Origin of the sequence: Vreelandella andesensis, from assembly GCF_003989795.1 — a bacterium.
In the GTDB taxonomy this organism is placed as follows: domain Bacteria; phylum Pseudomonadota; class Gammaproteobacteria; order Pseudomonadales; family Halomonadaceae; genus Vreelandella; species Vreelandella andesensis.
In genome coordinates, this window is the sequence record NZ_RZHG01000026.1 from 44,936 (window position 1) to 67,820 (window position 22,885).

Sequence of the window (22,885 nt, forward strand, 5' to 3'; positions counted from 1 at the left end):
CCTTATCACTACTAAAAAGACTGACAAACGCACACTAAACTTAGGTCTACTAGGTTAATCAATAAAGCTGAGCATTGTCAGACATTCCCCATTGCCAAGTCTAAGGCGATGCAGCGATTCTATGAATTTGAAAAACTAACGGCTATGTATGATTTTAAGCGTATGATTTTAAGAGCTAAGGAAGGTTAGCTTAAAAATAGGAGGTAACAAAACCAGCATGTCACTACATCAGTAATCAACGTTCTTACTGCTGGTATTTCCCCCACGTCACGCTTGCCTCTAGCCCACTGGGCGTGCGGTTACTAAGCGTAAAGTGCGCGCCTTGACGCTGGACTAACTCCGAAACAATCGATAAACCCAGTCCGCTGCCGGTGATGCCCTGCCCAGACGCACGCCTAAAGCGCTCAGTGACTTTAACCAAAAGTGCCTCAGGGAGTCCGGGGCCAGAGTCTCTTACGATGAGTTGAGGCAACCCTTCCCAAAGAGCTAACTCTATCTCCACTTGACCGCCTTCCGGCGTATAGCGCAACGCGTTATCCAATAGGTTACGAAAGAGAATCCCCACCTCGACCTCATCGGCGTTAACCTCCAGCCGGGTTAATCCTGTTAACGTCAAGTGCTGATCTCGCTCTTCAGCGAGAGGCCATAGCTCTGCTACCAATTCAGCAACAATCGGATAAAGATTGATAGTAGCCGTTGAAGCTGTGGCGACTTGATCCAGACGAGCCAAAATAAGCAACTGTTCTACCACCCGCTGAAGCCGTTCAACCCCGACATAAGCCTTTTGTAGAGATTTTTCTTCTCCCGCTTGCGCATTGTCTAAGTGGATTCTAAGCGCTGCCAAGGGAGTGCGTAATTCATGGGCCGCATCTGCGGTAAAGCGTCTTTCGCGCTCTAACGTCGCTTTCAACCGGGCAATAAAGTCGTTTAGCGATTGCTGTAATTCATTAAGCTCTAGAGGAACCGGATTATCGATTTGACTCAGGTCGTGGGCAGAGCGGCCTTGTACCTGACTGGAAAGCGCTTGGATGGGCGCAATACCACGCCGGATAATACGGCTCATCAACCAAAGAAGGATTGGCAGCAAAAAGAGCATCGGCAATAAATTGTTCCAGGTGATGCGCTCCACTACTTCATCATGAAACGAGCCTTCCAGCCCCATACTGATCCAGCTATCGCTGGCAATATCGAACATACTAAAAACCCGCCAACGATGGCCATCGTAACGTTCCCAACGAAAACCCTCCTCTAAAGGCGCGGGGAAGGGGCCAGCATCATTCCATTTGCCTCCTAACAACCTAGGTGAGCCATCGGCATTCCAAAAACCCAGTACTAATTTAAGCTCTTCCTCGTGGTAGAGCTTAGGACCTGGTTCAGCGCTACTCACGGGCACTGCGTTACCGTCTCTATATAGCTGAGCCGGATGTTCTGGAAGGCCCACGCGCGAAGCCAAGCGAGCGTAGTCGTCAATGGTCGCGTTTGGATCGAGTTGGCCAGCCACAATCCGGCTATGCAGACTGAGCTGTGTATCGAGAATTTCTTCTAGCTCGTGATCGGTAATTAAGTAGGCAGCGGTAAATGCGATGCCCCCGGCGACAACCATAGTAACGGCTAGCGTGCGAAGTAAATAAAGCCGTATCGATCTCATTGCGCTTGGCTATCCAGTCGGTAGCCAATCCCGCGCACATTAATGATCAGATGCTTTTCAAGCTTTTTACGCAAATGATGAATGTGAACTTCCACCGCATTGGACTCTACCTCATCGCCCCAGCCGTAAAGCAAATTTTCTAAACGGGGCCGAGATAGCACCCTGCCGGGGTGCCTAGCTAGCTCTAGAAGTAAAGCATACTCGCGTCGGCTCAACTTTACGTCTTTGCCCCGCCAACTCACCGTATGACGAGCTTCATCAATACTCAGCGCTCCCAGCGTTATTATCTGAGAAGCACGCCCCTCTGCGCGTCGCATTACGACCCGCAAACGGGCGAGTAATTCCTGCAAGTTAAAAGGCTTAAGCACGTAGTCATCTGCCCCCGCATCTAAGCCGCCAATACGGTCTTCCACCGCATCGCGGGCCGTTAAAATAAGAATAGGCAGAGCGGACTGCTGACGTAGTAACTGCAGCACCTGCATACCGTCCATATCGGGCAGCCCTAGATCCAAAATGATGACACTGAAGGTCTCGTTACCGACAGCAATGATGGCTTCACGGCCAAGCATAAACCAATCGACCGTGTATCCCTCGCGTTCCAGCGCCGTCTTAATGCCGTCCCCCAGCAAGGGGTCATCCTCTAACAGCAGTGCGCGCATGCAGATCCCCTCAATCGACAAATCACTATCCTGGCTACCAAAGCTTAAGCGTTGCTTAAATACAGTGACTTATATTCCACAAAACATGCCTGGCTTTCTTCAAGCGTTATGCCTACCACCCGGTTTTTCGCAAACACTTACGTTGTTTAAGTCTTTTTTAAGTTATCAGGCCCAAACTATTTCTTCCGCTGTAGGCAAAGCCAAAACAGCGTCTTCACTCGCGTTTACTTTGGATCGCCTTCGAAGCTGCCGTGGGCAGAATTTTTATTAACTAAGACGAGCGTCTAATTATGCACTTACTGTCACTCATTAGAACAAACTATTATTTAAAAATAATGGCTCGTTTCTTAGAAAAAGGAATGAAACGAAGTTTACTGAGAGGCATACGGTATATCGTCAAAGCGCCTGCGCCGGAAACCATCGACAGCTTAGTGGGCATAGAAAAAATTGTAATCATTCGCCCTAATTTCCGTCTGGGCAATGCGCTAATCAGCACCCCTGTCATCGATGCTTTTCGTGAACGTTTCCCTTCCGCGCGCATAGATTATTTAGCGACAGACAAAACATTACCACTGTTACAACAGCGGCCTGTTGACCATTTTTATTTACTGTCGAGATCCGCCATTCTCCGTCCTTGGCAGTGTCTGACACTATTACGACGATTACGAGCACAACGCTATGACCTAGCGGTACAAGTAAGCGGAGGATCAACAAGCGGCTTTATCGTGACCCGGTTAATAGGGGCACGGTACAGCATGGGTTCACGTAAAGGTCACCAGCGCTGGTACAGCATTGAGTCAGAAGGTAAGTCATCACATGCCTACGATGACATCGTTAATTTGACACGTCCGCTCGGAGTAACCTGCCGTAATCGGCCACTTCTCCAGCTAACCGAGCAGGAACGCTACCAGGCAACAACGAAGATACAACAGCTAGTCAACTTTCATAGCAATCCCCCATCACATTCTGGCTTTATTGCGATCTTTGTTGGTGGGCATCAAGACAAACGTTGGCCGTTGGCATTTTGGCTAATGCTCATCGATGCCATGGAAGCCCGCAAAATACGTTATGTCGTATTTCTTGGACCGGAAGAGTTTAGGCTTCTAGCACCGATTGAGCAGCGTTTGTTGTCATCGCGGTATGGCAGCTTATGCCCACCGCTTCCAATCCGTCATTTTGCCGCGGTTTTAGAGCAGGCGCAGTTACTCGTGACACCAGACTCGGGACCTATGCATTTGGCGGCAGCACTCGATGTCGCCACCATTTCCTTGGTACGCCAGAAAAAATCACTCGCTTTTGTACCACGAGAAGCCAATGACACCATTCTGTGGCGCCCAGAAATCAGCACAGTAATAGAAGCCATACACGCTAATCTTGACGGCCAAGCCGCAACAACACCCGCTCTTGCGGTCTCGGTAACCAACAACCCAAGACCATGCGTAACGACGCCACCTAGTGTAGTTCATACGTACTCTAGCTAATAAATCTAAATTAAAGCGCATAACTTTTTAAGTTTTGCTCCTTATAGTGATCTTAATATTACGTTACTAAGTGAACTGTTGGCTTGGAGGCAGACGCCGTCACGCCGACCGTTTTTAATGATGATGGGTGTGTGGCTATGCGTGTTGCTCAACTAAATATTGTCAAACCCTTGGCAGCCGCTTGGCTTTTATTTCTGATCGCCATGTCAGTTTTCGGTGTTTTAAACATAGATATTACGCTAGCAGACGTTATATATCGCTTTCAGGGTAATACCTGGGCGTGGAAAGATGCCTTGATTACCCAAGATATTTTTCACAAAGGCGGTAAATGGCTAAGCCTGGCTATGGGTTTAGCCATACTCCTCCTATTGATACTAAGCACCACGGTCACTCGTCTTAAAGCCTATCGCATGCCGCTTTTGTATCTTTTTTCCGCAACACTTCTCTCAGCGTTACTGATATCGACAATTAAACACCTGGTAAGCATGGAATGCCCTTGGGATTTAATTCGCTATGGAGGAGAACGAGATTTTATTGGCTTGCTTGATATACGTCCTTCTTCAATGCCGGCGTCCGCGTGCTTCCCCGCCGGGCATGCCAGCGCAGGCTATACGTGGATAGCCCTTTACTTCTTTTTTGCCGTCACACGGCCTCATTGGCGGTGGGCAGGACTTGCGGTGGGGTTAGGGCTTGGCCTTGTGTTTGGGCTCACTCAACAGTTTCGCGGGGCGCACTTTCTGTCCCACGACCTCTGGACCGTCATGCTTTGTTGGACCGTTAGCTTTGCCCTTTCAAGGTTGTTATTAAACCCCCGCGTTCATTAATCTTTTCACAGAGAGCTTTTCGATGCCCCCGTTGCTGTCATTACCTTCAAAAATTGTTGACTCCGTTTGGAAGTATCGTCCCACGACAAGCACGGAGCAGCTTGTCTTATGGGTCGTTGTCATATTCAGTGTTTTTTACAATATACCTTTCTGGCAACAGACCGTTGCCGGCTATGACCTTCTTGCCGTCCAGACGTGGCTAACCTTTGCCACTATGTTTTTGGTAATGACCTGCCTTAACTTTGTGGTTTTCGTCAGCTTTGCTTTTCGACCGGTAGTAAAACCCTTATTAACTCTATTGTTCCTGATTGCTGCCTTCGTCAGTTACTTTACCAGTTACTATGGCACCTATTTTGATACCTCCATGTTAGACAATGTGCTTCAAACGGACATTAACGAAGCACGGGAACTTCTTACCGCTGGATTACTGATCCATTTGGCAATTTTTTTTGGCTTGCCTACCCTCCTGATTTGGCGAGTAAAAATCACGCCCTCAACCTGGAAAAAAGCTATTGTTCGCCGCTTGGCTTATTATCTCGCCAGTACGGCTATATTGTTGTTAACGATCTTCTTATCTTACCAAGAAGTATCGTCACTCATGCGCAACAATAAACAGCTTCGCTATTTGGTGACCCCAGGTAATTATATTGTTTCGATGGTACAGGCGCTTTCCAGTCAACATGCTAGCGTGAATGCGGTACGACTCCCAGTGGGAGAGGATGCCTACATCAATTCGCAAGAGGGTGACAAACCGACACTGCTCGTCATCGTGGTAGGCGAAACCGTGCGGGCAGCGAATTGGGGGTTAAATGGTTATGAACGCCAAACCACGCCCAAACTTGCCCAGCAACCCAATGTGATTAATTTTCCCGACGTTACCGCCTGCGGTACCAGTACGGCGGTCTCATTACCCTGTATGTTTTCATTAACAGGGCGTGCCAATTACGCTAAATCCTATGCTCAGCAGCATGAATCCCTGCTGGACGTATTAACCCACGCGGGCATAGTGGTCACCTGGTTTGATAACCAGTCGGGCTGTAAAGGCGTTTGCGAGGGAGTGACTACAAAAACGCTGTCGCCAGAGGACTATGCTTCTTTGTGCCAAGATGGGCGATGCTTGGACGAGGCACTGGTGAACTCCTTAACCTCGCAAGTTAGCAGTACCTCAGTTGACCAGGTGGTCGTGCTGCATCAGCTAGGTAACCATGGACCCAGCTATTACCAGCGTTACCCTGCTGCTCATGAACGTTTTGTTCCCACCTGCACCACTGCTGATTTAGCCAAATGCTCAAGAGACGCCATTACCAACAGCTACGACAACGCCATTCTATATACCGATTCCGTATTGGATCAGGTAATTGAAACGTTAGAGCGTCAGAATGAATACGCATCTGCGATGATCTATCTCTCGGATCATGGTGAATCACTAGGCGAAAAAGGACTTTATTTGCACGGTGTTCCCTACGCCATTGCCCCCGATGAACAAACCCATGTCCCTATGGCTTGGTGGCTTTCCAACACGTTTTCACAACAGCAAGGGCTCAATACGGAGTGCTTACGACAAATCGCTGACCAACCCGCCTCGCACGACAACTTATTTCACAGCGTGCTGGGTTTGCTTGGCGTCGCAACAGATGTGTACCAGCAAGAAAGAGACATTAGCCAAGCGTGCCGACAATCCTCTAGCAGTTAAACGCGTAAGTGATCGTTAAGCAGTTGATGGCAATGTAGGTGCATCCTCATCACGATTCGGGTGCATCGAAATGTCCATATCGCTCTTATCAACCAAAAAGACAGCGCCTGATGATTGAATGCCTAGTGATGAAACTGCTCTCATTAATAGGAAATAGTTTCTTTTCGGCTATGCGTATTTTAACTATGTTAATCATACTTCCTTGTTAATCGCACTTCCTTGTTAATCGCACTTCCTTGTTAAACGTACTCCTGGTGCTATTTGGGGTAGAGTCCATTGAGATTACCATCGCTATTTTTAGCATTGGGGTCAGCCGTACATTTCAGCTATTGAGGTTAAGCAGTGCAAGTACAAGTACAAGTACAAGTACAATTATGCATATCCCTTTTCGCCTTTTAGTGTGTAAAGTTTTGGATACACTTGATGCAATAGGTATGGCAGATGTTGGGGCTGTGGTTGCTTTGTTTCTTTTGGCTTAATACCTACCCCTCACTCATTTGGCATCTAGTAAATGTCTTCCAGATACCGCCCCTGCTTTTTTAACGATTCCACATCGGTGTTTAAAGGCTTTAAAATATCATCAATTACCTGCCTAACCCCCGCTGCCATATCACGGCCACCACACACCAGGAACTGAGCTCCTTTGCTGGCCATCTGTCGCAAAGCCATCTGATCCTGCCTAAGCTTATCCTGGACATAGGCGCGTTCGTCGGATCGGGAAAATGCTGTATTCAGACCCGTCAGCCGGAGGTCGTCAAGATAATCCCCAAGCTCCGGTTGATAGAGAAAATCTGAGCGTGAATCACGCCCACCCCAATACAGGTACATAGGGTTGCGGCTAGTGTTCTTCCTGATGAAACCAGCGAGCGGCCCAATTCCCGCTCCCGCACCAATGAGAATGATCGGAAGATTGCCCTTGGCCGGTCGGAACTCAGGATTTTGGCGAACGAAACCCTCTATACGATCACCTAGCCTAAGCGCGTGCAAGTATCCGGAGCAAAGACCGCCAGGTTGCTTGCGAACGCATATCTCCACAACACCGTCTGTGGCAGAAGAGGCGAGTGAGTAGAACCTCGGGGCCTGCCCGTTCGGCGGCATAACCCCAAGCAGGTCGCCGGCTTCAAATGAGGGTAGTGTCTTGTGGTTGCCAGAGAAAACCTTCGTCCATCCGCCCTGCTCTGCTGCCTTGAAACGCAGAATGCTGGTGGGTGCCTGTATCGCGAGTCCATAATCTGCCCGTTCTACCAGTTCCAACTCGACCGTGGCGGGCGGCAACGGGTTGTAATCCAACGTAAGTGGAACCCCAATATCCTTGCTAATGCTTTCTCCCCACTCGCTGAATTGCGCCGCGGCGCAGCGATCAATTTTTTCAAGGCCATGCAGGCGGCCGAGCCCTTTATTGGCCAGCGCCGCATCCACCTCCACGGCAAACTTGCAGAAGTTAGGAAACTGCCGATCACCAAAACCCAGTACCGCAAAGGTCAGCGCTTTGCCGGGGCGAAAATTACCAAGCCTGGCCATAAACTGCTGGGCCGATGCTGGCGCATCACCGTCGCCATAAGTTGACGTCAGTACAAAAAGCCTGGAAGCCTGCGGGTATTGATTCGCCAGCGCATTCATTTCGCTGCAATGCACCCGAAACCCTGCCTTGTTGAGGCTGGAGTGGAGTTCCCGGGCAAAGCCCCAGGTGGCATTGCCCTCGGAACCAACGAGGATAAGCGTATCCGCCTGAGAGGCATCAGCATTGTCTGGAAGCTGCCCTGAGGAACGCCGACGCTGCCACCAGATGATTCCCCCCGTCATCGAGAGCACCGGTACGGTCAGTGCTGCAGCCCCGAGAATCAGGCTTAGCCACCACAGGCCCTCGCCGGTATGCAGACTGACGATCCACTGCTGCACCACGCTGCCGTCAGAGCGCGGCTGGTACTGCAGTAACTCACCGGTCGCTTGATCAACAAAACCGGAACCACCCCTAGTGGTGAGAGAATAGACGTCCTGTGAGTCGCCAGGATAGGGAAATACCAGTTCACGGAATTCACCAAAATCCACATTGCCAAGCGCTTTCAAGGTGCCCACCGGGGCCGGTTGCCCACCCGAGACCTCAGCCGGAAATGTTGGCCCGATTTCAGACGCTTCAGGCAGAAAACCAAAGCGCTGCGCCGATAGATAGCTGCCGGTCAGCGCTGACAACAGCAAGCCAAGCACGGCAAACCGGGCCAGTTCGGCGTGGATCCGTTTGCTGCCCGAACCGGAGAGCGGACGTAACAGGTTTCGCCATCCACCAGTACGCCTGGCCAGCAACAAGATTCCTGAAATACACAGAAGCACCATGAAAGCAGCTAGCACTCCAGCCAGCGCTCTTCCGGCATCATCCAGCATAAAGGCGCGGTGCAAATCCTTGACCCAGCCAAAAAATGCCGACGATTCGTAGGGTGCAATGCCCTCACCGGTTACTGGATTAACCAGATCCGCGCCCGCCTGACCATCACGGCTGTAATAAACGATGACCTTGCCCGAGGGCTCTCGCACAATCTGTTCAGTCCCGGGATAGTGAGTGACTACCCGGTCGGCCAGCTCGGCAACACTGACCTCACCGAAAGCCGGAATAACCGCTGAGACTCGATCCAGCGTAGGCGCCAACGCCAGGACAGCCCCCGTGACTGAGAGAACGATCAAAAACAAACCCGCCATCAGGCCCGGTAAGCGGTGGAACTTGCGCAACATGGCTTTAACTCCTGCCTGCTTATTGAAGATCGTAAGTGAAAGAGCTTACATAACCGCGCCCGGACACCGGCTTACCTGACCCTTCTGTGGTAAGAGGAGCCACCACATCTGCCCTGATATCGCGCATATCTTCAACCGCCGAGTCAACACGAACCTCATAACCACTATCGATCAGCGAATCCTCCAGGTTCAGAGTAATCTTCAGGGTGCGGCCACTAGTGACACTGGCACCAGTCAGGCCATCGTACTCGGCTGGGTCCAGCCTGCTGCCTCGCGCCCAACCGCTCAGATGCTTGTAGTATTTGGATTTCTCACCGGCCACCCAGAGCGTGCCCTGATAGGTTCCGGAAGCATCGGTCAGGTACAGCACCACGTAGGCGCCATCGCCCCTGTAATTCTGTAATTCGGTTGTGAACGCCACTTCACGGGCCTGGGCAAAAGCAGGAATAGCCACCGCAATCGCCAGACCCAGAGCACACAGGTTTTTTTTCATGGGATATCTCAAGTCAGAACAGGAACTGCATAAATCGTAAGCACAACTTACGGGCGGCTTATTCAACCGTTACGCTGGGACGATCTTTAACAATGCCGTTACTCGACATCCGACTGCTGGCATCGCCCTGCTGTTGGTTCACAAGCCGGTCTTTGTCATTCCGTTCGTAATTGTTGTCGTCATCATCTTCGTCATCGTCGTCTTCTTCCCGCTCCCACTTCATCATCAGCAAAGACGCGGGGGCGAAAGATGCCTCTGCCTTAACGCCATTGGCATCGCGGCCTTTTACCTCATAGCAACCATCATCCACCTTGATCCGGCGCACTCTCCAGCCTTCGGCTTCCAGCTTTTCACGCAGATTTTCGCGGGGCTGCCAACTCGCCACCGGGTCATCGCAGTCATCATCGGCCAGGGCGGAACCGCTCAGAAGCAGTAAAGAAAGGCTTAGAAAAAGGGATATTGTTTTTGTGGTCGTTTTTCTGATCGTTTTTGTGATCGTTTTCATGATCGTTCTCCTGTTGATGTCTTTCGATTCACTCTACGGCGCCAACCTGACAATGACCTGAACAGACGAGACTATTTCAGCGGAACTGGAAGGCTTCTTTACAGCCTTGGTGGCCGTTCAGGCTAATGTCAGGTTTTGTCTGTAATATCTTTTTATCGGTGCAGAATCAGAGGTGTGTTATGCGGGTACTGTTGGTGGAAGATACGGCGGGGCTGGGTGAGGCGGTACGAGATCAAATCACCGACGACGACCACGCCGTGGACTGGGTGCAAACACTGGACTTTGCCGAGGCGAGCGTTCAGACAATCGCTTACGACCTGATTCTGCTCGACCTGCTGCTGCCCGATGGCCATGGTTTTGATTTTTTACGGAAATTACGGGCAACCGGAAAAAAAACACCGGTGATCATCCTTACCGCCAGAGACCAGGTCTCTGACCGGATTGAAGGATTAAACGCCGGTGCTGACGACTATTTGATAAAACCCTTTGATCTTTCCGAGTTATCAGCCCGCGTGGCTGCCGTCGCCCGCCGCTACCGGGGCGATCCGAGCCCGGTCGTACATGTGGGTAATCTGGAAGTTGATCTTGGTGATCATCGCATCCGTCGCAGCGGGCTGCCGGTAGAACTGACTGCCCGAGAGTGGGCACTGTTCGAGGGCTTTATCCAACGCCCTGGAATGCTGTTATCGCGATCGCAGCTTGAAGATCGTCTTTACGCCTTCGGGGCCGAAATCGAAAGTAATACCATCGAGGTTTATGTCAGCCGCTTGCGCAAAAAGCTGGGGCGGGACGCCATCGTAACCGTTAGGGGAATGGGCTATCGCCTGGAAACACATGGCCACTAGAACCAGCCTTCAGAAAACACTCGGTATCGGCCTTACACTGGGCGTCACCCTACTTTGGCTGGTAGGCGTTACTGCGTCCGGACTCGTTGCCCAGCACGAAATGAATGAGGTATTCGACAGCGCTCTGGAAGAAACCGCCCAGCGAATCCTGCCGCTGGCCGTTACTGACATCCTGAACCGGGAAAACGATACCGGCAATCAAAGAGCTCCGGCTTTGAAAGACCACGATGAATACCTGACTTATCTGGTACGGGACGAACAGGGCAACCTCCTGCTCCGCTCCCACGACGCCAATCCTGAGGTTTTTGGTACAACACCCATAGAAGGCTTTTCAAACACCTCTACCCACCGGCTATACGGCGCGTTTGCGGTCAGTAATACGATTTATCTTGAAGTGGCTGAGCCCCTGGCGCATCGGCGTGAATCCGCGTTGGAGGCGGGATTGGCCTTATTGATGCCGTTAGTGGTACTGATTCCGGTAAGCCTGCTGGGTGTCTGGTGGATCGTCCGGCTTTCGCTGCGCAAGGTGGTTGATTTTCAACAAGACATTGAATCCCGCGGCGCGGGAGACCTTACCCCGGTTGCAGAGAATCAGCTGCCCCGTGAATTTAAACCGATCGCCATTGCCGTCAATCGGCTACTCGAACGATTGCACCGTGCACTTGAATCGGAACGGAGTTTTACCGCCAACAGTGCCCATGAGTTACGAACCCCACTCGCAACAGCGCTCGCCAAAGTGCAGCGACTGAAAACCCGGATATTCGATGATCAAGTGAAGAAGAATGTTACGGAAATTGAAGAGGCCTTGCGCAGCCTGTCGACGCTTTCCGGAAAACTGCTTGAGCTGGCAAAAGCGGAAGGTGGCGGCGCCCTATCACAAAACCCGCACGATCTTGTGCCCGTACTGGCAATAATCGTCCGAGATTTTGAGGACCAAGTACCTGGAAGAATTGTCCAGTCCCTGCCAGAGCAAGAGGTGAGTTCTTTTCTTGATCCCGATGCTTTCGCCATTCTGGTGCGTAATCTGATCGAAAACGCGCTCAAGCATGGCTCACCGAACCAGCCGGTGGAAGTTAGCCTGGAGGACAATGGCACGCTAAGAGTGTGCAATGGCGGTGACAGCGTGCCACCGGATCAGCTCATTTTATTACGCAATCGATTTACCCGCTCAAAAACAGATGCTTCCGGTTCCGGCCTGGGCCTGGCGATTGCCGATGCCATTGCCAAAGGTGCCGGTATGCCCCTGCATCTAAGATCTCCAGTCACAGGACGGCAGGATGGTTTTGAAGTAGTAATGAATGTAATAAACACATGGTAAACACAGGTTTATTTTTTCAGGGTCTGATGACGTTTCGCCAAAAAATAAAGCGCTAACGCCAGAAATCAGGAGATGTTTTGATGAGTCATCATGAAATTCACAGGTCGAATCGCGTTGGGTGGCTGAGAGCCTCGGTGTTAGGTGCCAACGATGGCCTTGTCTCTACGGCAAGCTTGATTATTGGTGTGGCGTCAGCCTCAACCGGACATAATGAGATTTTGTTAGCGGGCGTTGCCGGACTGGTTGCCGGGGCCATGTCGATGGCCGCCGGCGAGTATGTTTCCGTCAGTTCGCAATCTGACACAGAAAATGCCGATTTGGCGCTGGAAAGAAAATCATTAGAAGATAATTATGAGATTGAACAGCTGGAACTTGCCGAAATTTACGAACAAAGAGGCGTCGACCCCTGGTTGGCCCAACAGGTCTCTTTTCAGTTAATGGAGCATGACGCACTCGGTGCGAATGCTCGTGATGAAATCGGTATTTCTGCGGATGGTGATGCGAAGCCTATGCAGGCTGCATTTTCGTCAGCAGCCTCTTTTTTAGTAGGGGCATCACTACCGCTAGCAGTCGCGTGGCTTGTGCCCTTTCATTTGATCATTGTTTTGGTTGCTCTTTCTTCGTTGGTGTTTCTGGCACTCCTGGGAGGCCTGGCAGCCCGGACGGGTGGAGCCTCTATTATCACCGGCGCAATCAGAGTCACCTTTTGGGGAGCATTGGCCATGGCGCTCACAGCCGGGGTTGGCGCGCTGTTCGGAGTGGCTGCGGGGTGACACACTAATTTAAAGCTTATGCTCGCTCACCAGCACTAGATCAACCACGTGCACCAGGGCGATGACTTCCCGAAGAAAGGGGTCGATGTCTTCCTGCTGTTCCGAGGCGCCTACGAACACCATGAACGAAAGCGCCTTTACTGAGGGCACTTCCACTTTTGCCCGAGTAGACCCCGTCGCCATAGTTTTCTGTGCTTCATACCGCACCTGTTTGGCGGATTCCCGCTCCAGTTTCCAGACTGCGTCCAGTGTTGGAAAGGTGGGGGCCCGGTCGGGCAGATGTTACCGCAGGTGGTACAGCCTACCGCACAGTTCATGGCGTCCAACGGATCCGCAACACCATCAATCGCCGTATGCTGATCCATGACTCTTCCCCTTTTCATTGATAGGCGTATTCACCATCAATGTAGCTCGTTGAAGCTTCAGGAGGGGAGGAGTCCCTTTCATTGGGGATACAAGCGATTTTTTGCTAATAACTTTCTCAAAGACCCGCAGCGCGCAACCGATCTTTGAGACGCTGATTTTCCTCTATCAGGTCAGCCGCCAATGCGGCAAGTTCGGGCGCGGCCTCAAAATCGCGTTCTAACTGATGCATTCGCCGAGCACGGGTCAGGTCGTGACTAGTGAAGCGCCAGCTCGCCACATAGGGTGAACCATCCGCCAGTAGGCCACTCTCAATGCGCTCGATAACCCAGTCGGTTTCCACCGAGCAGGCACGCGCCAACTCATCAAGAGTCAGGGTCGCCTCGTCGATCAAATCACCGCTGGTAATAGCTCGCTGTACCATGGCCTAGCCTCCCTTCCGTTGGCGCGGATCGAAAGCCAGTTCCCGCGCCATGGTTTCATACAGTTCCCGTGCCTTATCGCTATCGGCCGGGGGCAGCACTACCGCTAACTCAACATACAGGTCGCCAGGATCAGGTCCGGGAATGCCGCGCCCTTTCAAGCGCAACCGACGCCCAGATTGCGAGCCCGCAGGCACCTTCAGCTTCACAATTCCAGACGGAGTGGGGGTCTCAATGCTGGCTCCTAAAGCAGCCTCCCAGGGCGTGACCGGCACCGTTTGGTGAACATCCCGTCCTTCAACCCGATAACGTGGGTCGGGGATAAAGTGGATTTCAAGAAATAAATCACCCGCTGGTCCACCGCCGATACCAGGACTGCCCTGACCCGAAAGCCTTATATGCTGGCCCGCTTTCACACCCTTGGGTATTCCCACGTTGAGCGTGTGTTCTTTAGAACTGACGCGGCCTTGAGCATCGACCTGAGGCACTAACAGCGTGATCGAACGGGTGGCGCCAAGGTAGGCATCTTTGAGATCAATAACCACTTTGGCGTGACGATCTTCACCGCGCATCTGATAGCCGCGCCCTGCTCTTCCACCTCCTCTTTGCCGACTGCCTTGGCCGAAGAGGTTGGCAAAGAAGTCACTAAACTCACCGAGGTCAGCTTCCTCAAAGCCACGCCCGCTGTACTCAAAACCTGCATCCCAATCCGGTGGTGGTTGGAAATCCTGGCCAGAATGATACTGCTGAGCAAGTTGGTCATAGGCGAGCCGCTTCTCGGGATCAGACAACACTGCCTTAGCTTCATTGATTTCCTGCATGCGCTGCTCAGCATCCAGCTCTTTGCTGACATCGGGATGAAACTTGCGTGCCAGCTTGCGGTAGGCTTTTTTAATCTCCTCGGCTGTTGCAGTTTTCTCCACGCCGAGCACTTGATAATAATCCTTAAATTCCACGTTGAGAGCCTCCGGTCGTCGGAATGGACTCCAGGCAATAGTCCGCCAAGTATCCTGTGTAATAGCTGCTAATGGCTCAAGGATAGTCGACGACACCAGCCTCGAACACTCTACAATCTCAACCTTGCCTCTATTTCCTGAATTCAACCAATAATTGCCGCCGCTCTTTTACACAGGGCTTAGGTTTACACAGAACGTAGATTTACACAGAACGTAGATTTACACAGAACATAGGCTCGTTACGCGTAACGCTAACACAGGTTAGGGCAGTGCTTTTTAAACCCTCTTAGTATTCAAAATAGCTATATGGCTGCCCAGCAATAGCCCAGTGGAATCACCAAAGGAATCTCGCCATGCCACTCGATAGCGTTGAGTCAGTAGGCATTAATTCTTGCGGCGTTGTGCATGCGGTAAGAGGCGCGGTGGTTGATGTTATTTTCGAAAATGGCGTCATGCCGCCCATTAATACCGCATTAACGGTGGCGTGGGATCAACCTACTCCGCTCCTGCTAGAGGTGCATAGCCACCTTGATAGGAAAACGCTGCGCGCTGTTGCATTTCAATCCACCGCGGGGCTATCCCGTGGCGTGCTGGTACATGCAACAGGTAGCCCTATCACGGTGCCTGTCGGGGTTGCAGTGTTGGGACGGCTACTGGATGTTATCGGCCAGCCACAAGATGATGGCGTCTCATTACCCGATGACACGCCCCGCCGCTCCATACATGCACTTCCCCCTTCGCTTAGAACACAATCCACTAGCACAGAGATTTTTGAGACAGGCATCAAAGTCATTGACCTGTTGACGCCGATGGCCCAGGGCGGAAAAGCGGCAATGTTTGGCGGTGCAGGGGTCGGCAAAACCGTGTTGGTGATGGAATTAATTCGCGCCATGGTCGAGAAATACCAAGGTATTTCGGTGTTTGCAGGGATTGGGGAACGCTCACGCGAGGGGCACGAACTACTGACCAAAATGCAAGCATCAGGCGTCTTGGAACGAACGGTGCTGGTTTATGGCCAGATGAATGAGCCCCCCGGGGCACGTTGGCGGGCACCGTTAACAGCGCTCACCATTTCAGAGTATTTTCGCGATCAGAAGCACCAAAACGTGCTTTTGCTAATGGACAATGTGTTTCGTTTTGTCCAAGCCGGTGCCGAAGTATCAAGCTTGTTGGGCAGATTGCCTTCCCGCGTTGGGTATCAACCCACGCTTGCCACCGAAGTCGCCCGACTTCAGGAGCGCATCGCCTCGGTAGCAGGCGCCGCCGTTACCGCCATTCAGGCCGTTTATGTGCCTGCTGACGATTTCACAGACCCTGCGGTTACGACGATTTCCAGCCATATGGATTGTGTCATTGTGCTATCAAGAGCCCAGGCAGCGCAGGGGTTCTACCCTGCGATTGACCCGCTAGCCTCCTCGTCTATGTTGCTTGATCCCTCGGTGGTAGGCGTCGAACACTATCAAACCGCCGAGGCTGTCAGGCAAGCATTGGCAAGATTCAAAGAGCTTGGCGATATCATTTCCTTATTGGGCATCGAGGAATTAGGCGCGGCAGATCGGCTGATGGTCAAACGCGCCCGACGACTGCAACGCTTTCTTAGCCAACCGTTTATGGTCACCGAAGCCTTTACCGGCACGCCCGGTGCAAGGGTTTCTCTCAAACAGACGCTCGCCGGATGTCGAGCCATTTTGGAGGGCGTCGCCGATGAGTGGTCCGAAAGCTCGCTGTATATGGTGGGTACGCTAGAGCAGGCGCGTGCCAAGGAGGCGCAGGCAATAGCAAGCGACTCCGAGCTTCCCCTAGTTGAGGGTGCCCCATGAAGCTGAAAATCATCACCCCGCTGGCGATTATCGTAGAAGAGGAGATCGATAGCCTGCGTGCAGAGGATGCAAGCGGTAGCTTCGGGATTCTCAAAAGTCATGCCCCCTTCCTAACGTCACTGACTCTCTCGATCCTCAGTTGGCGAGTATCCAACAGCGAACGGTTCTGTGCTGTTCGTGGCGGTGTGTTAACCGTCGCTAAAGGAGACACCATTGAAATAACGACACGCGAAGCGGTCATCGGCAATGACCTTGCCACCCTCGGTGCCGACGTCTTGGCACGCTTCGAGGCGGATGCAGAAGAGGAAAAGGTCGAGCATGTTGAGAGCATGCGCCTGCAGATCAACGCTATACGGCAAATGATCAGTCGGCGTCATCGTGGTGCTAATACAGGAGAGTTTCGGTGAGCGCTGATCACCCTAAGAACCCTAACGAAGCAACACCACCCGATGACCCCTTGGTCAGTGAAGCAAGACGGCGACATCAACGTCATGAGCGTTGGCTGCGCGAGGGTGATATGTCCGTTGGCCGACGTCTTGCCCAAATCGGGGTGCTGGGCTGGATATTTATCGTGCCTACCCTGGCAGGCCTATTTTTTGGCCGTTGGCTAGATACCCAACTGACCACCGGCATTTTCTGGACCACACCGATGATGATGTTAGGCATCTGCCTTGGCGCCTGGACAGCCTGGAAATGGATGAATGCACGATGAGCAACACACTCTTTTTGACACACTCGCTGCCACATTCGTTACTACACGTTTTACCACTCACCATCCCGTTGTGTTTTCTGGGCGGGTTGGCGCTTGGCTATGTCTACTTTCGCGCGCTGCAGAAAACAATTGACCTTTTTATGAGCGTGAGTCGGGGGCACCCTTTGATGGGCATGGCGCTAACGCTGGGGCGCTTAACGCTACTTGCCCTGGGCCTCTACCTTGCCGTGTTGATGGGTGGCTTTACGCTGTTAGCCATGCTGGCAGGCATCATGTCCGCCAAAGCGCTGATGTTTTGCAAAATAAGGCACGCCAGCTTATGAACTCACCTCTTCAAGCCAACGTTCTGTTTCAACTGGGGCCGGTTCCAATCACTGAAGCCGTCATCACAACGTGGGCAATTATGGTGATCCTCATCCTTGGATCATTTTTGCTCGCCCGGCACCTCGATACGCTACCCGGCAAACGCCAAGCAATACTCGAACTTATCGTCGCCACATTGGATATTCAGATACGCGAGACGTCCGGCGCAGCGCCAGCGCCCTACCGAGGATTCATCGGCACCCTTTTCCTATTCATCCTGATCGCCAATTGGTCGTCACTTATACCCGGAATAACACCACCAACCGCCCAGCTCGAAACCGACGCAGCATTGGCGATACTGGTTTTTTTATCAATCATCTGGTTCGGCATCAGCAAAGGCGGCGTGCGGGGTTATTTTAAGTCCTTCGCCGCCCCCAACCTTATTATGATTCCGCTGAATATTCTGGAAAGCGTCACCCGGATTTTTTCGATGTTTGTACGTTTGTTTGGCAACGTGATGAGCGGTGTTTTTGTGATCGGCATTGTTGCCTCATTGGCTGGCCTGCTGGTACCGATTCCATTAATGGCGCTCGACCTGCTGACCGGACTGGTACAAGCCTACATCTTTGCCGTACTGGCGATGGTGTTCATCACGGCGACCGTCGAAGAAAGTCAACCCACAGTGAAAGACTCACCCCCCGCATCGCCACCTTTAGAAGAGAGGGAATCTTAATGGACTATCTCAGCCTGATCAGTATATTCAGTGCCGCTTTTGCCGTGGCATTTGGCGCCATCGGACCCGCACTGGCAGAGGGGCGCGCCGTCGCGGCCGCGATGGATGCTATCGCGCGCCAGCCTGAGGCCGCGAATACCATCTCACGGACGCTATTCGTCGGTTTGGCGATGATTGAAACGACAGCCATTTATTGTCTAGTCATCTCGCTGCTACTTCTGTTCGCCAACCCATTACTTGGGTAATAGCATGAGCATTGATTTCTGGAGCCTGGGGTTACAAGCCGTTAACGTCACCATTCTGATCTGGCTGCTGTCACGGTTTTTTTGGCGGCCGGTCGCCGCCGCGATTAAGAAACGTCAGGACACGGTGAGCCGTCTACTAAACGATGCTCAAACGGCCAAGACCAACGCCGATGCCATTCTTGCGGAAGTGACGACTGCCCGTGAAGGCATCGCAGCCGAGCGCGAAACTATGCTGACCGACGCTGCGCAAAAAGCGGAAAGTGCTGCCAACCTAGCGCTGGTTAATGCTCAAAAACAAGCCCAGACACTCATTGATACCGCCCAGCTTGAAAGCACTCGAACGGCCGACGCGCTGCGCGCTGAACTCACGGAACAGGCGACTCTGCTCGCCGTCAACATTGCGCAGAAATTACTCAGCCGCCTGGACACCGCTGTTGTTCAAAGTGCCTTTGTAGGCTTGCTGGTTGAAGCGATAGGAGCGCTTTCCGCAGAGGATCGAGAGTCATTACGGGCGGCAAACCAGGGCATAGAATTGGTCGGCACATTAGATCTTAACGACCAGGAAAAGGCATCGCTGTCGCAAGCGCTCAGTCAAGCACTTGGCAGTTCACCAGCGCTGACCTTTCTTTCCAACCCCGAACTAATTGCAGGCCTTGAGATAAGAACCCCACACTTCGCGCTTCACAACAGCTGGCAGTCGGATCTTGCAACGATCGCTAAGGCACTTAATCATGCCGAATAGCCCGCAAGATTGGCTTCAAGCCTCGCAGCGTGTGATTCGCTCCACACCTATCGGCACACAAACTGAGCGTAAGGGGCGAGTTGAGGAAATTAGCGACGGCGTGGCGATGATTTCTGGGCTACGCGATGTTCGCCTTGATGAGGTACTCAGGTTCGAAGGGGGTCAACTCGGGTTTGCTCGGGTTCTTGACCCAGACTTGATTGGCTGCGTTTTGTTAGATTCAGCCACCGATGTTAACGCAGGAGATGCCGTATTCAGCACGGGAGACGTCATCAGCGTGCCGGTGGGCGAAACACTATTAGGTAGAGTGATTGACCCGCTGGGCCGCCCTTTAGATGGCAAGGGGTCGATAGAGGCAGCGACTTACTTGCCTATAGAACGCCCAGCACCGTCGATTATTGAGCGCGATCTTGTAACCGAACCTGTTCAGACCGGCATTTTGGTCGTAGACACGCTATTTGCCCTAGGCCGAGGCCAACGCGAGTTAATTGTGGGTGACCACGCTACCGGCAAAACCACGCTGGCTACCGATGCTCTGATTGCTCAGAAGTCGAGTGATATGATTTGCGTGTATGTCGCGGTAGGACAAAAGACCTCCAGCGTTCGCCGGGTGATTGATGCACTGCAAACTCAGGGAGACTTTACGCGCTGCATCGTTTTGGTGGCGGGGTCGGCCAGCTCTCCAGGACTGCAGTGGATTGCGCCCTATGCCGGGGTCACGATGGCTGAGTATTTTCGCGACAAGGGGCAGCATGCGCTGATCGTTATTGACGATCTTTCTAAACATGCGGCCACTCACCGCGAAATCGCCCTGCTTACGCGACAAGCGCCTGGGCGCGAAGCGTATCCGGGCGATGTGTTTTATATACATGCAAGGTTACTGGAACGGGCCGCCAAGCTGTCAAAAGCACACGGGGGCGGTTCGTTGACTGCACTACCGATTGCCGAGACGGATGCAGGCAACCTTTCGGCCTTTATACCAACCAATTTGATTTCCATCACCGATGGACAAATTGTACTCAGCGCGGACTTATTTCATCAGGGTCAAAAACCGGCGGTGGATGCGGGGCTAAGCGTCAGTCGTGTGGGTGGAAAAACACAAGCTAAACCACTGCGCGAGGCAGCCAGTACTTTGCGCCTCGACTATGCGCAATTTTTAGAACTAGAGGTTTTTACCCGCTTTGGAGGCATGCCCGATGGCCGAGTGCGCGAACAATTAACCCGTGGAGCACGAATTAGAGCCATTCTACGCCAACCCCAGCATGTGCCGTATCGTTTAGCGGATGAAATTGCACTCACGCTAGCCGTACAATCCGGGCTTTTAGACCCATTACCGCAAAACGTCATAGCGCCGTTTTGCGCGGGTTTGGCCAGCGTATTAGATCAGGATGCCCCAGAAGTTTTACGCCTTATTAATGACACGGGCGACGTGAATAGTGCTGCACGCGACACGCTACTCGAAGCGATAACTCGCTTTACTAAATCTTTACTACTCAACCCTACATAATAAATAACAGGTGCTAAGACGCGATGACGGAACGACTAGCCGATATTAGTGCCCGGATAGAAGGCATCCGCCAGCTAGGAGCAGTAATGAATGCGATGAAAGGCATCGCGGCCTCACGTGCTCAGGTTGCACGAACACAAATGAAGGCCGTCGATAGCTATGCCGCCACGATTGCCACAGCGATTTCCAGCGCCATCAGCACCACTGCTAGTCCAGTCGAAAAAACAGCAAAACCCTCTTCATGCAAACGGGGCTTGCTGGTGTTCTGTGCTGAACAGGGGTTTGCTGGGGCGTTCAGCGAGCGGGTGCTGGATAGTATCGCCAAGGCAGACCATGCTCCGCCCTTATTTATTATCGGCACACGCGGGTACTCTATTGCGGCGGCCCGTGGGCTAGTGGCCTGCTGGAGCCATGCGATGCCCGCGCGGACACTGGGTATACCCAAGCTGGCGGATGACATCACCAAGGCAATCTACCGTGAAATGGCACAGGGCAAGATTGATGGCCTGGATGTTATCTTCACTACCTGGACGGCTGGACGCAGCGCAGTCATTCGGCAGACTATTCTTCCCATTGACTCCTCAGTTTTCCCGCCGGGAACTGATCACCGCTTCCTAATACAACTCCCCATCGAGACGTTGATCAGCGATCTGAGCACGGATTATTTTCATGCCATGGTGTGTAAAGCGGCGCTTCATGCCTTTAGCGCAGAAAACGAAGCACGCATGGCCGCCATGTCAGCAGCGGGAAATCAGATTGAGCAAGAGTTAGAGGTGTTTCAAGCCACATTACGCCGTGTTAGGCAGGAAACCATTACCGCAGAAATTATCGAACTGGGGACAGGCTTCGCCACTGTTAATTGCCATTGAAAGCCACTTCGCAGCAATATACGCAGCAATAAATGTGTCGACGTAGCGCTTGGTTAGTTACTTAAGCAGCGGCCCCGTTTGATCCAGATAGGTTGGATCAAAATTGACCAGCGTGGCAAGTTCTTGATAATTATCGAAGGTAACCACGCCATTACGAAACGTTAGCAGCCCGTTTTCTCGCAGCTGCCTAAGCACACGGTTCACGTGTACTGCCGTCAGGCCTAACGCATCGGCCAGGTGGTATTGCGTTAATGGGCAGGTGTAGCCACTTTTATCCCCCATACCCACCAGCGTTAGCCGAGAGCCTAACTCCAGCAGAAAATGCGCCATGCGCTCAACCGCACTTCGTCGCCCGATATTCACCAAGTGCTCGACCACCATTGCCTCGTCGCGAGACGCCGCCCATAGAACAGCCGTCGCCAAACGCAGGTTCTGAGCAAACACATCCAGCAGATCTTTCACTAGTATTTCAGACACTTCAATATTAGTAACCGATTCAATGCCGTGATCAGACGTATGCAGTAATGCACTGCGAAGACCCAGAAAATCTCCAGGAATTTGGAAATCGACAATTTGGCGTGACCCATCAGACAAAATTTTATAGGAGCAGACCCAGCCCGACGCCAGAATGTAGGCTATTTGGTCTGATTGCCCCTGATGCACCAAATCCCTACCCGCGACTAACGTCTTGCGGCGCCTGTGCAACCCCGATAGAAGAGACAGATCTGACCTCGATAAAGCCACGAATGCCCCTAGCTTTCTTGCTAGAGGCGTATCTTCAATCGCCGTCAAATTTTCTTCCCATTTAGCTATGAACAAAATCTCATTACAGACTGCTTCATGTTAGCTCAGCATAGCGGGCTTTATGTAACTCTGCTGATATTCGTAAACGCGACGGTGATCCATCATCGTTTCTCATCTCTTTTCAAAGAGAGGCCAACATGCCAACACTAAATGACTACCAAGGAATGGCCGCATTATCGATTTGCGAATCACTTTTGCTTGCCATGAATGATCAGAAACTTTTATCGCAAAGCGCAATTGTTGGCATTCTACAAGACGCTGCCAACGCACATGAGCATGCGGCCGGTCTTGATTCCGAACCTAGTGCGCACTTGGCGGTGGCAGCCTTGATCAACGGCATCATCAGTGGCGGTAACTCGGTTCGGCGACCATAAGGGGCGCGGTATAAAAAATAGTATTTTAAAGACGTAACTAACATTGATCAGCATCGCAGTTTCATGCAGGCA

At 52.1% G+C, this 22,885-nt stretch carries 25 protein-coding genes; 16 read left to right on the plus strand and 9 right to left on the minus strand.

Annotated elements, in window-relative coordinates; translation table 11 throughout:
- Positions 1-244 precede the first annotated feature (244 nt).
- Entirely contained in the window at positions 245-1,648 is a 1,404-nt protein-coding gene (locus tag ELY33_RS14065) for an ATP-binding protein (RefSeq protein WP_126948541.1), read from the minus strand.
- Positions 1,645-2,307 carry a response regulator gene (locus tag ELY33_RS14070; protein WP_126948542.1) on the minus strand — a complete coding sequence of 221 codons (663 nt, stop codon included), beginning with the start codon at positions 2,305-2,307 and terminating at the stop codon, positions 1,645-1,647. The genes ELY33_RS14065 and ELY33_RS14070 overlap by 4 nt, the downstream gene beginning before the upstream one ends.
- 359 nt (positions 2,308-2,666) lie before the next feature.
- Between ELY33_RS14070 and ELY33_RS14075 the strand changes: the two genes are divergently transcribed.
- The 3 genes from ELY33_RS14075 (at position 2,667) to ELY33_RS14085 (ending at position 6,305) form a co-directional block, all read left to right on the plus strand.
- Entirely contained in the window at positions 2,667-3,788 is a 1,122-nt protein-coding gene (locus tag ELY33_RS14075) for a glycosyltransferase family 9 protein (RefSeq protein WP_244208615.1), read from the plus strand.
- A gap of 137 nt (positions 3,789-3,925) precedes the next feature.
- On the plus strand, positions 3,926-4,612 hold the full coding sequence (locus tag ELY33_RS14080; RefSeq protein ID WP_126948544.1) for a phosphatase PAP2 family protein: 687 nt from the start codon (positions 3,926-3,928) through the stop codon (positions 4,610-4,612).
- A gap of 22 nt (positions 4,613-4,634) precedes the next feature.
- Positions 4,635-6,305 (plus strand): phosphoethanolamine transferase, encoded by a 1,671-nt coding sequence (locus ELY33_RS14085; protein ID WP_126948545.1) that lies wholly within the window; start codon positions 4,635-4,637, stop codon positions 6,303-6,305.
- Between the two features lie 504 nt (positions 6,306-6,809).
- On the opposite strand, the gene ELY33_RS14090 is transcribed toward ELY33_RS14085, so the two are convergent.
- Genes ELY33_RS14090 through ELY33_RS14100 form a run of 3 tightly spaced genes read right to left on the minus strand, consistent with a single transcriptional unit; the run spans position 6,810 to position 10,027 of the window.
- A complete protein-coding gene (locus ELY33_RS14090) occupies positions 6,810-9,029 on the minus strand; it encodes a PepSY domain-containing protein (protein ID WP_126948546.1) in 2,220 nt (739 codons plus the stop codon).
- Positions 9,030-9,048: 19 nt separating this feature from the next.
- A complete protein-coding gene (locus tag ELY33_RS14095; RefSeq protein WP_126948547.1) occupies positions 9,049-9,522 on the minus strand; it encodes a DUF2271 domain-containing protein in 474 nt (157 codons plus the stop codon).
- 58 nt (positions 9,523-9,580) lie between these two features.
- Positions 9,581-10,027: a PepSY domain-containing protein gene (locus tag ELY33_RS14100; protein ID WP_126948548.1), complete on the minus strand. Its 447-nt coding sequence runs from the start codon at positions 10,025-10,027 to the stop codon at positions 9,581-9,583.
- Positions 10,028-10,206: 179 nt separating this feature from the next.
- On the opposite strand from ELY33_RS14100, the gene ELY33_RS14105 reads away from it, so the two are divergent.
- From ELY33_RS14105 to ELY33_RS14115, 3 genes are all read left to right on the plus strand, one after another.
- The gene (locus ELY33_RS14105; protein WP_126948549.1) at positions 10,207-10,872 is read left to right on the plus strand and encodes a response regulator; all 666 of its coding nucleotides are present in this window, start codon (positions 10,207-10,209) and stop codon (positions 10,870-10,872) included.
- Complete coding sequence (locus ELY33_RS14110) at positions 10,862-12,190, plus strand: sensor histidine kinase (RefSeq protein WP_126948550.1); 1,329 nt, start codon at positions 10,862-10,864, stop codon at positions 12,188-12,190. Before ELY33_RS14105 ends, ELY33_RS14110 begins: the two co-directional genes overlap by 11 nt.
- A gap of 80 nt (positions 12,191-12,270) precedes the next feature.
- A complete protein-coding gene (locus ELY33_RS14115; RefSeq protein ID WP_126948551.1) occupies positions 12,271-12,963 on the plus strand; it encodes a VIT1/CCC1 transporter family protein in 693 nt (230 codons plus the stop codon).
- Positions 12,964-12,972: 9 nt separating this feature from the next.
- Here the strand turns inward: ELY33_RS14115 and ELY33_RS17890 are convergent, their stop codons facing one another.
- The 3 genes from ELY33_RS17890 to ELY33_RS14125 all read right to left on the minus strand — a co-directional run bounded on the left by ELY33_RS17890 (position 12,973) and on the right by ELY33_RS14125 (position 14,704).
- Positions 12,973-13,146 (minus strand): hypothetical protein, encoded by a 174-nt coding sequence (locus ELY33_RS17890; protein WP_167470095.1) that lies wholly within the window; start codon positions 13,144-13,146, stop codon positions 12,973-12,975.
- Positions 13,147-13,444: 298 nt separating this feature from the next.
- The gene (locus ELY33_RS14120; RefSeq protein WP_126948552.1) at positions 13,445-13,750 is read right to left on the minus strand and encodes a chaperone modulator CbpM; all 306 of its coding nucleotides are present in this window, start codon (positions 13,748-13,750) and stop codon (positions 13,445-13,447) included.
- A 3-nt stretch (positions 13,751-13,753) separates the two neighbouring features.
- Positions 13,754-14,704 (minus strand): DnaJ C-terminal domain-containing protein, encoded by a 951-nt coding sequence (locus tag ELY33_RS14125; RefSeq protein ID WP_126948553.1) that lies wholly within the window; start codon positions 14,702-14,704, stop codon positions 13,754-13,756.
- A gap of 353 nt (positions 14,705-15,057) precedes the next feature.
- Here ELY33_RS14125 and atpD point away from each other — a divergent pair, with 353 nt between their 5' ends.
- The 9 genes from atpD to ELY33_RS14170 are packed head-to-tail and all read left to right on the plus strand — an operon-like array spanning position 15,058 to position 21,635.
- The gene (gene atpD, locus ELY33_RS14130) at positions 15,058-16,524 is read left to right on the plus strand and encodes a F0F1 ATP synthase subunit beta (RefSeq protein ID WP_126948554.1); all 1,467 of its coding nucleotides are present in this window, start codon (positions 15,058-15,060) and stop codon (positions 16,522-16,524) included.
- The gene (locus ELY33_RS14135) at positions 16,521-16,931 is read left to right on the plus strand and encodes a F0F1 ATP synthase subunit epsilon (RefSeq protein WP_126948555.1); all 411 of its coding nucleotides are present in this window, start codon (positions 16,521-16,523) and stop codon (positions 16,929-16,931) included. Before atpD ends, ELY33_RS14135 begins: the two co-directional genes overlap by 4 nt.
- Entirely contained in the window at positions 16,928-17,236 is a 309-nt protein-coding gene (locus ELY33_RS14140; protein WP_126948556.1) for an AtpZ/AtpI family protein, read from the plus strand. The genes ELY33_RS14135 and ELY33_RS14140 overlap by 4 nt, the downstream gene beginning before the upstream one ends.
- Positions 17,233-17,559, plus strand: a complete 327-nt coding sequence (locus tag ELY33_RS14145; RefSeq protein ID WP_167470096.1) for an N-ATPase subunit AtpR — start codon at positions 17,233-17,235, stop codon at positions 17,557-17,559. The genes ELY33_RS14140 and ELY33_RS14145 overlap by 4 nt, the downstream gene beginning before the upstream one ends.
- Positions 17,556-18,272 (plus strand): F0F1 ATP synthase subunit A, encoded by a 717-nt coding sequence (locus ELY33_RS14150; RefSeq protein WP_126948558.1) that lies wholly within the window; start codon positions 17,556-17,558, stop codon positions 18,270-18,272. Before ELY33_RS14145 ends, ELY33_RS14150 begins: the two co-directional genes overlap by 4 nt.
- Positions 18,272-18,517, plus strand: a complete 246-nt coding sequence (locus ELY33_RS14155; RefSeq protein ID WP_126948559.1) for a F0F1 ATP synthase subunit C — start codon at positions 18,272-18,274, stop codon at positions 18,515-18,517. Before ELY33_RS14150 ends, ELY33_RS14155 begins: the two co-directional genes overlap by 1 nt.
- 4 nt (positions 18,518-18,521) lie before the next feature.
- Positions 18,522-19,259: an ATP synthase F0 subunit B gene (locus tag ELY33_RS14160; RefSeq protein ID WP_126948560.1), complete on the plus strand. Its 738-nt coding sequence runs from the start codon at positions 18,522-18,524 to the stop codon at positions 19,257-19,259.
- A complete protein-coding gene (locus ELY33_RS14165; RefSeq protein ID WP_126948561.1) occupies positions 19,249-20,766 on the plus strand; it encodes a F0F1 ATP synthase subunit alpha in 1,518 nt (505 codons plus the stop codon). The genes ELY33_RS14160 and ELY33_RS14165 overlap by 11 nt, the downstream gene beginning before the upstream one ends.
- Before the next feature lie 23 nt (positions 20,767-20,789).
- Complete coding sequence (locus ELY33_RS14170; protein ID WP_126948562.1) at positions 20,790-21,635, plus strand: F0F1 ATP synthase subunit gamma; 846 nt, start codon at positions 20,790-20,792, stop codon at positions 21,633-21,635.
- A gap of 57 nt (positions 21,636-21,692) precedes the next feature.
- Here the strand turns inward: ELY33_RS14170 and ELY33_RS14175 are convergent, their stop codons facing one another.
- On the minus strand, positions 21,693-22,427 hold the full coding sequence (locus tag ELY33_RS14175; RefSeq protein WP_126948563.1) for a Crp/Fnr family transcriptional regulator: 735 nt from the start codon (positions 22,425-22,427) through the stop codon (positions 21,693-21,695).
- A gap of 149 nt (positions 22,428-22,576) precedes the next feature.
- Between ELY33_RS14175 and ELY33_RS14180 the strand changes: the two genes are divergently transcribed.
- Positions 22,577-22,813 (plus strand): hypothetical protein, encoded by a 237-nt coding sequence (locus ELY33_RS14180; RefSeq protein WP_126948564.1) that lies wholly within the window; start codon positions 22,577-22,579, stop codon positions 22,811-22,813.
- Positions 22,814-22,885: the final 72 nt, after the last annotated feature.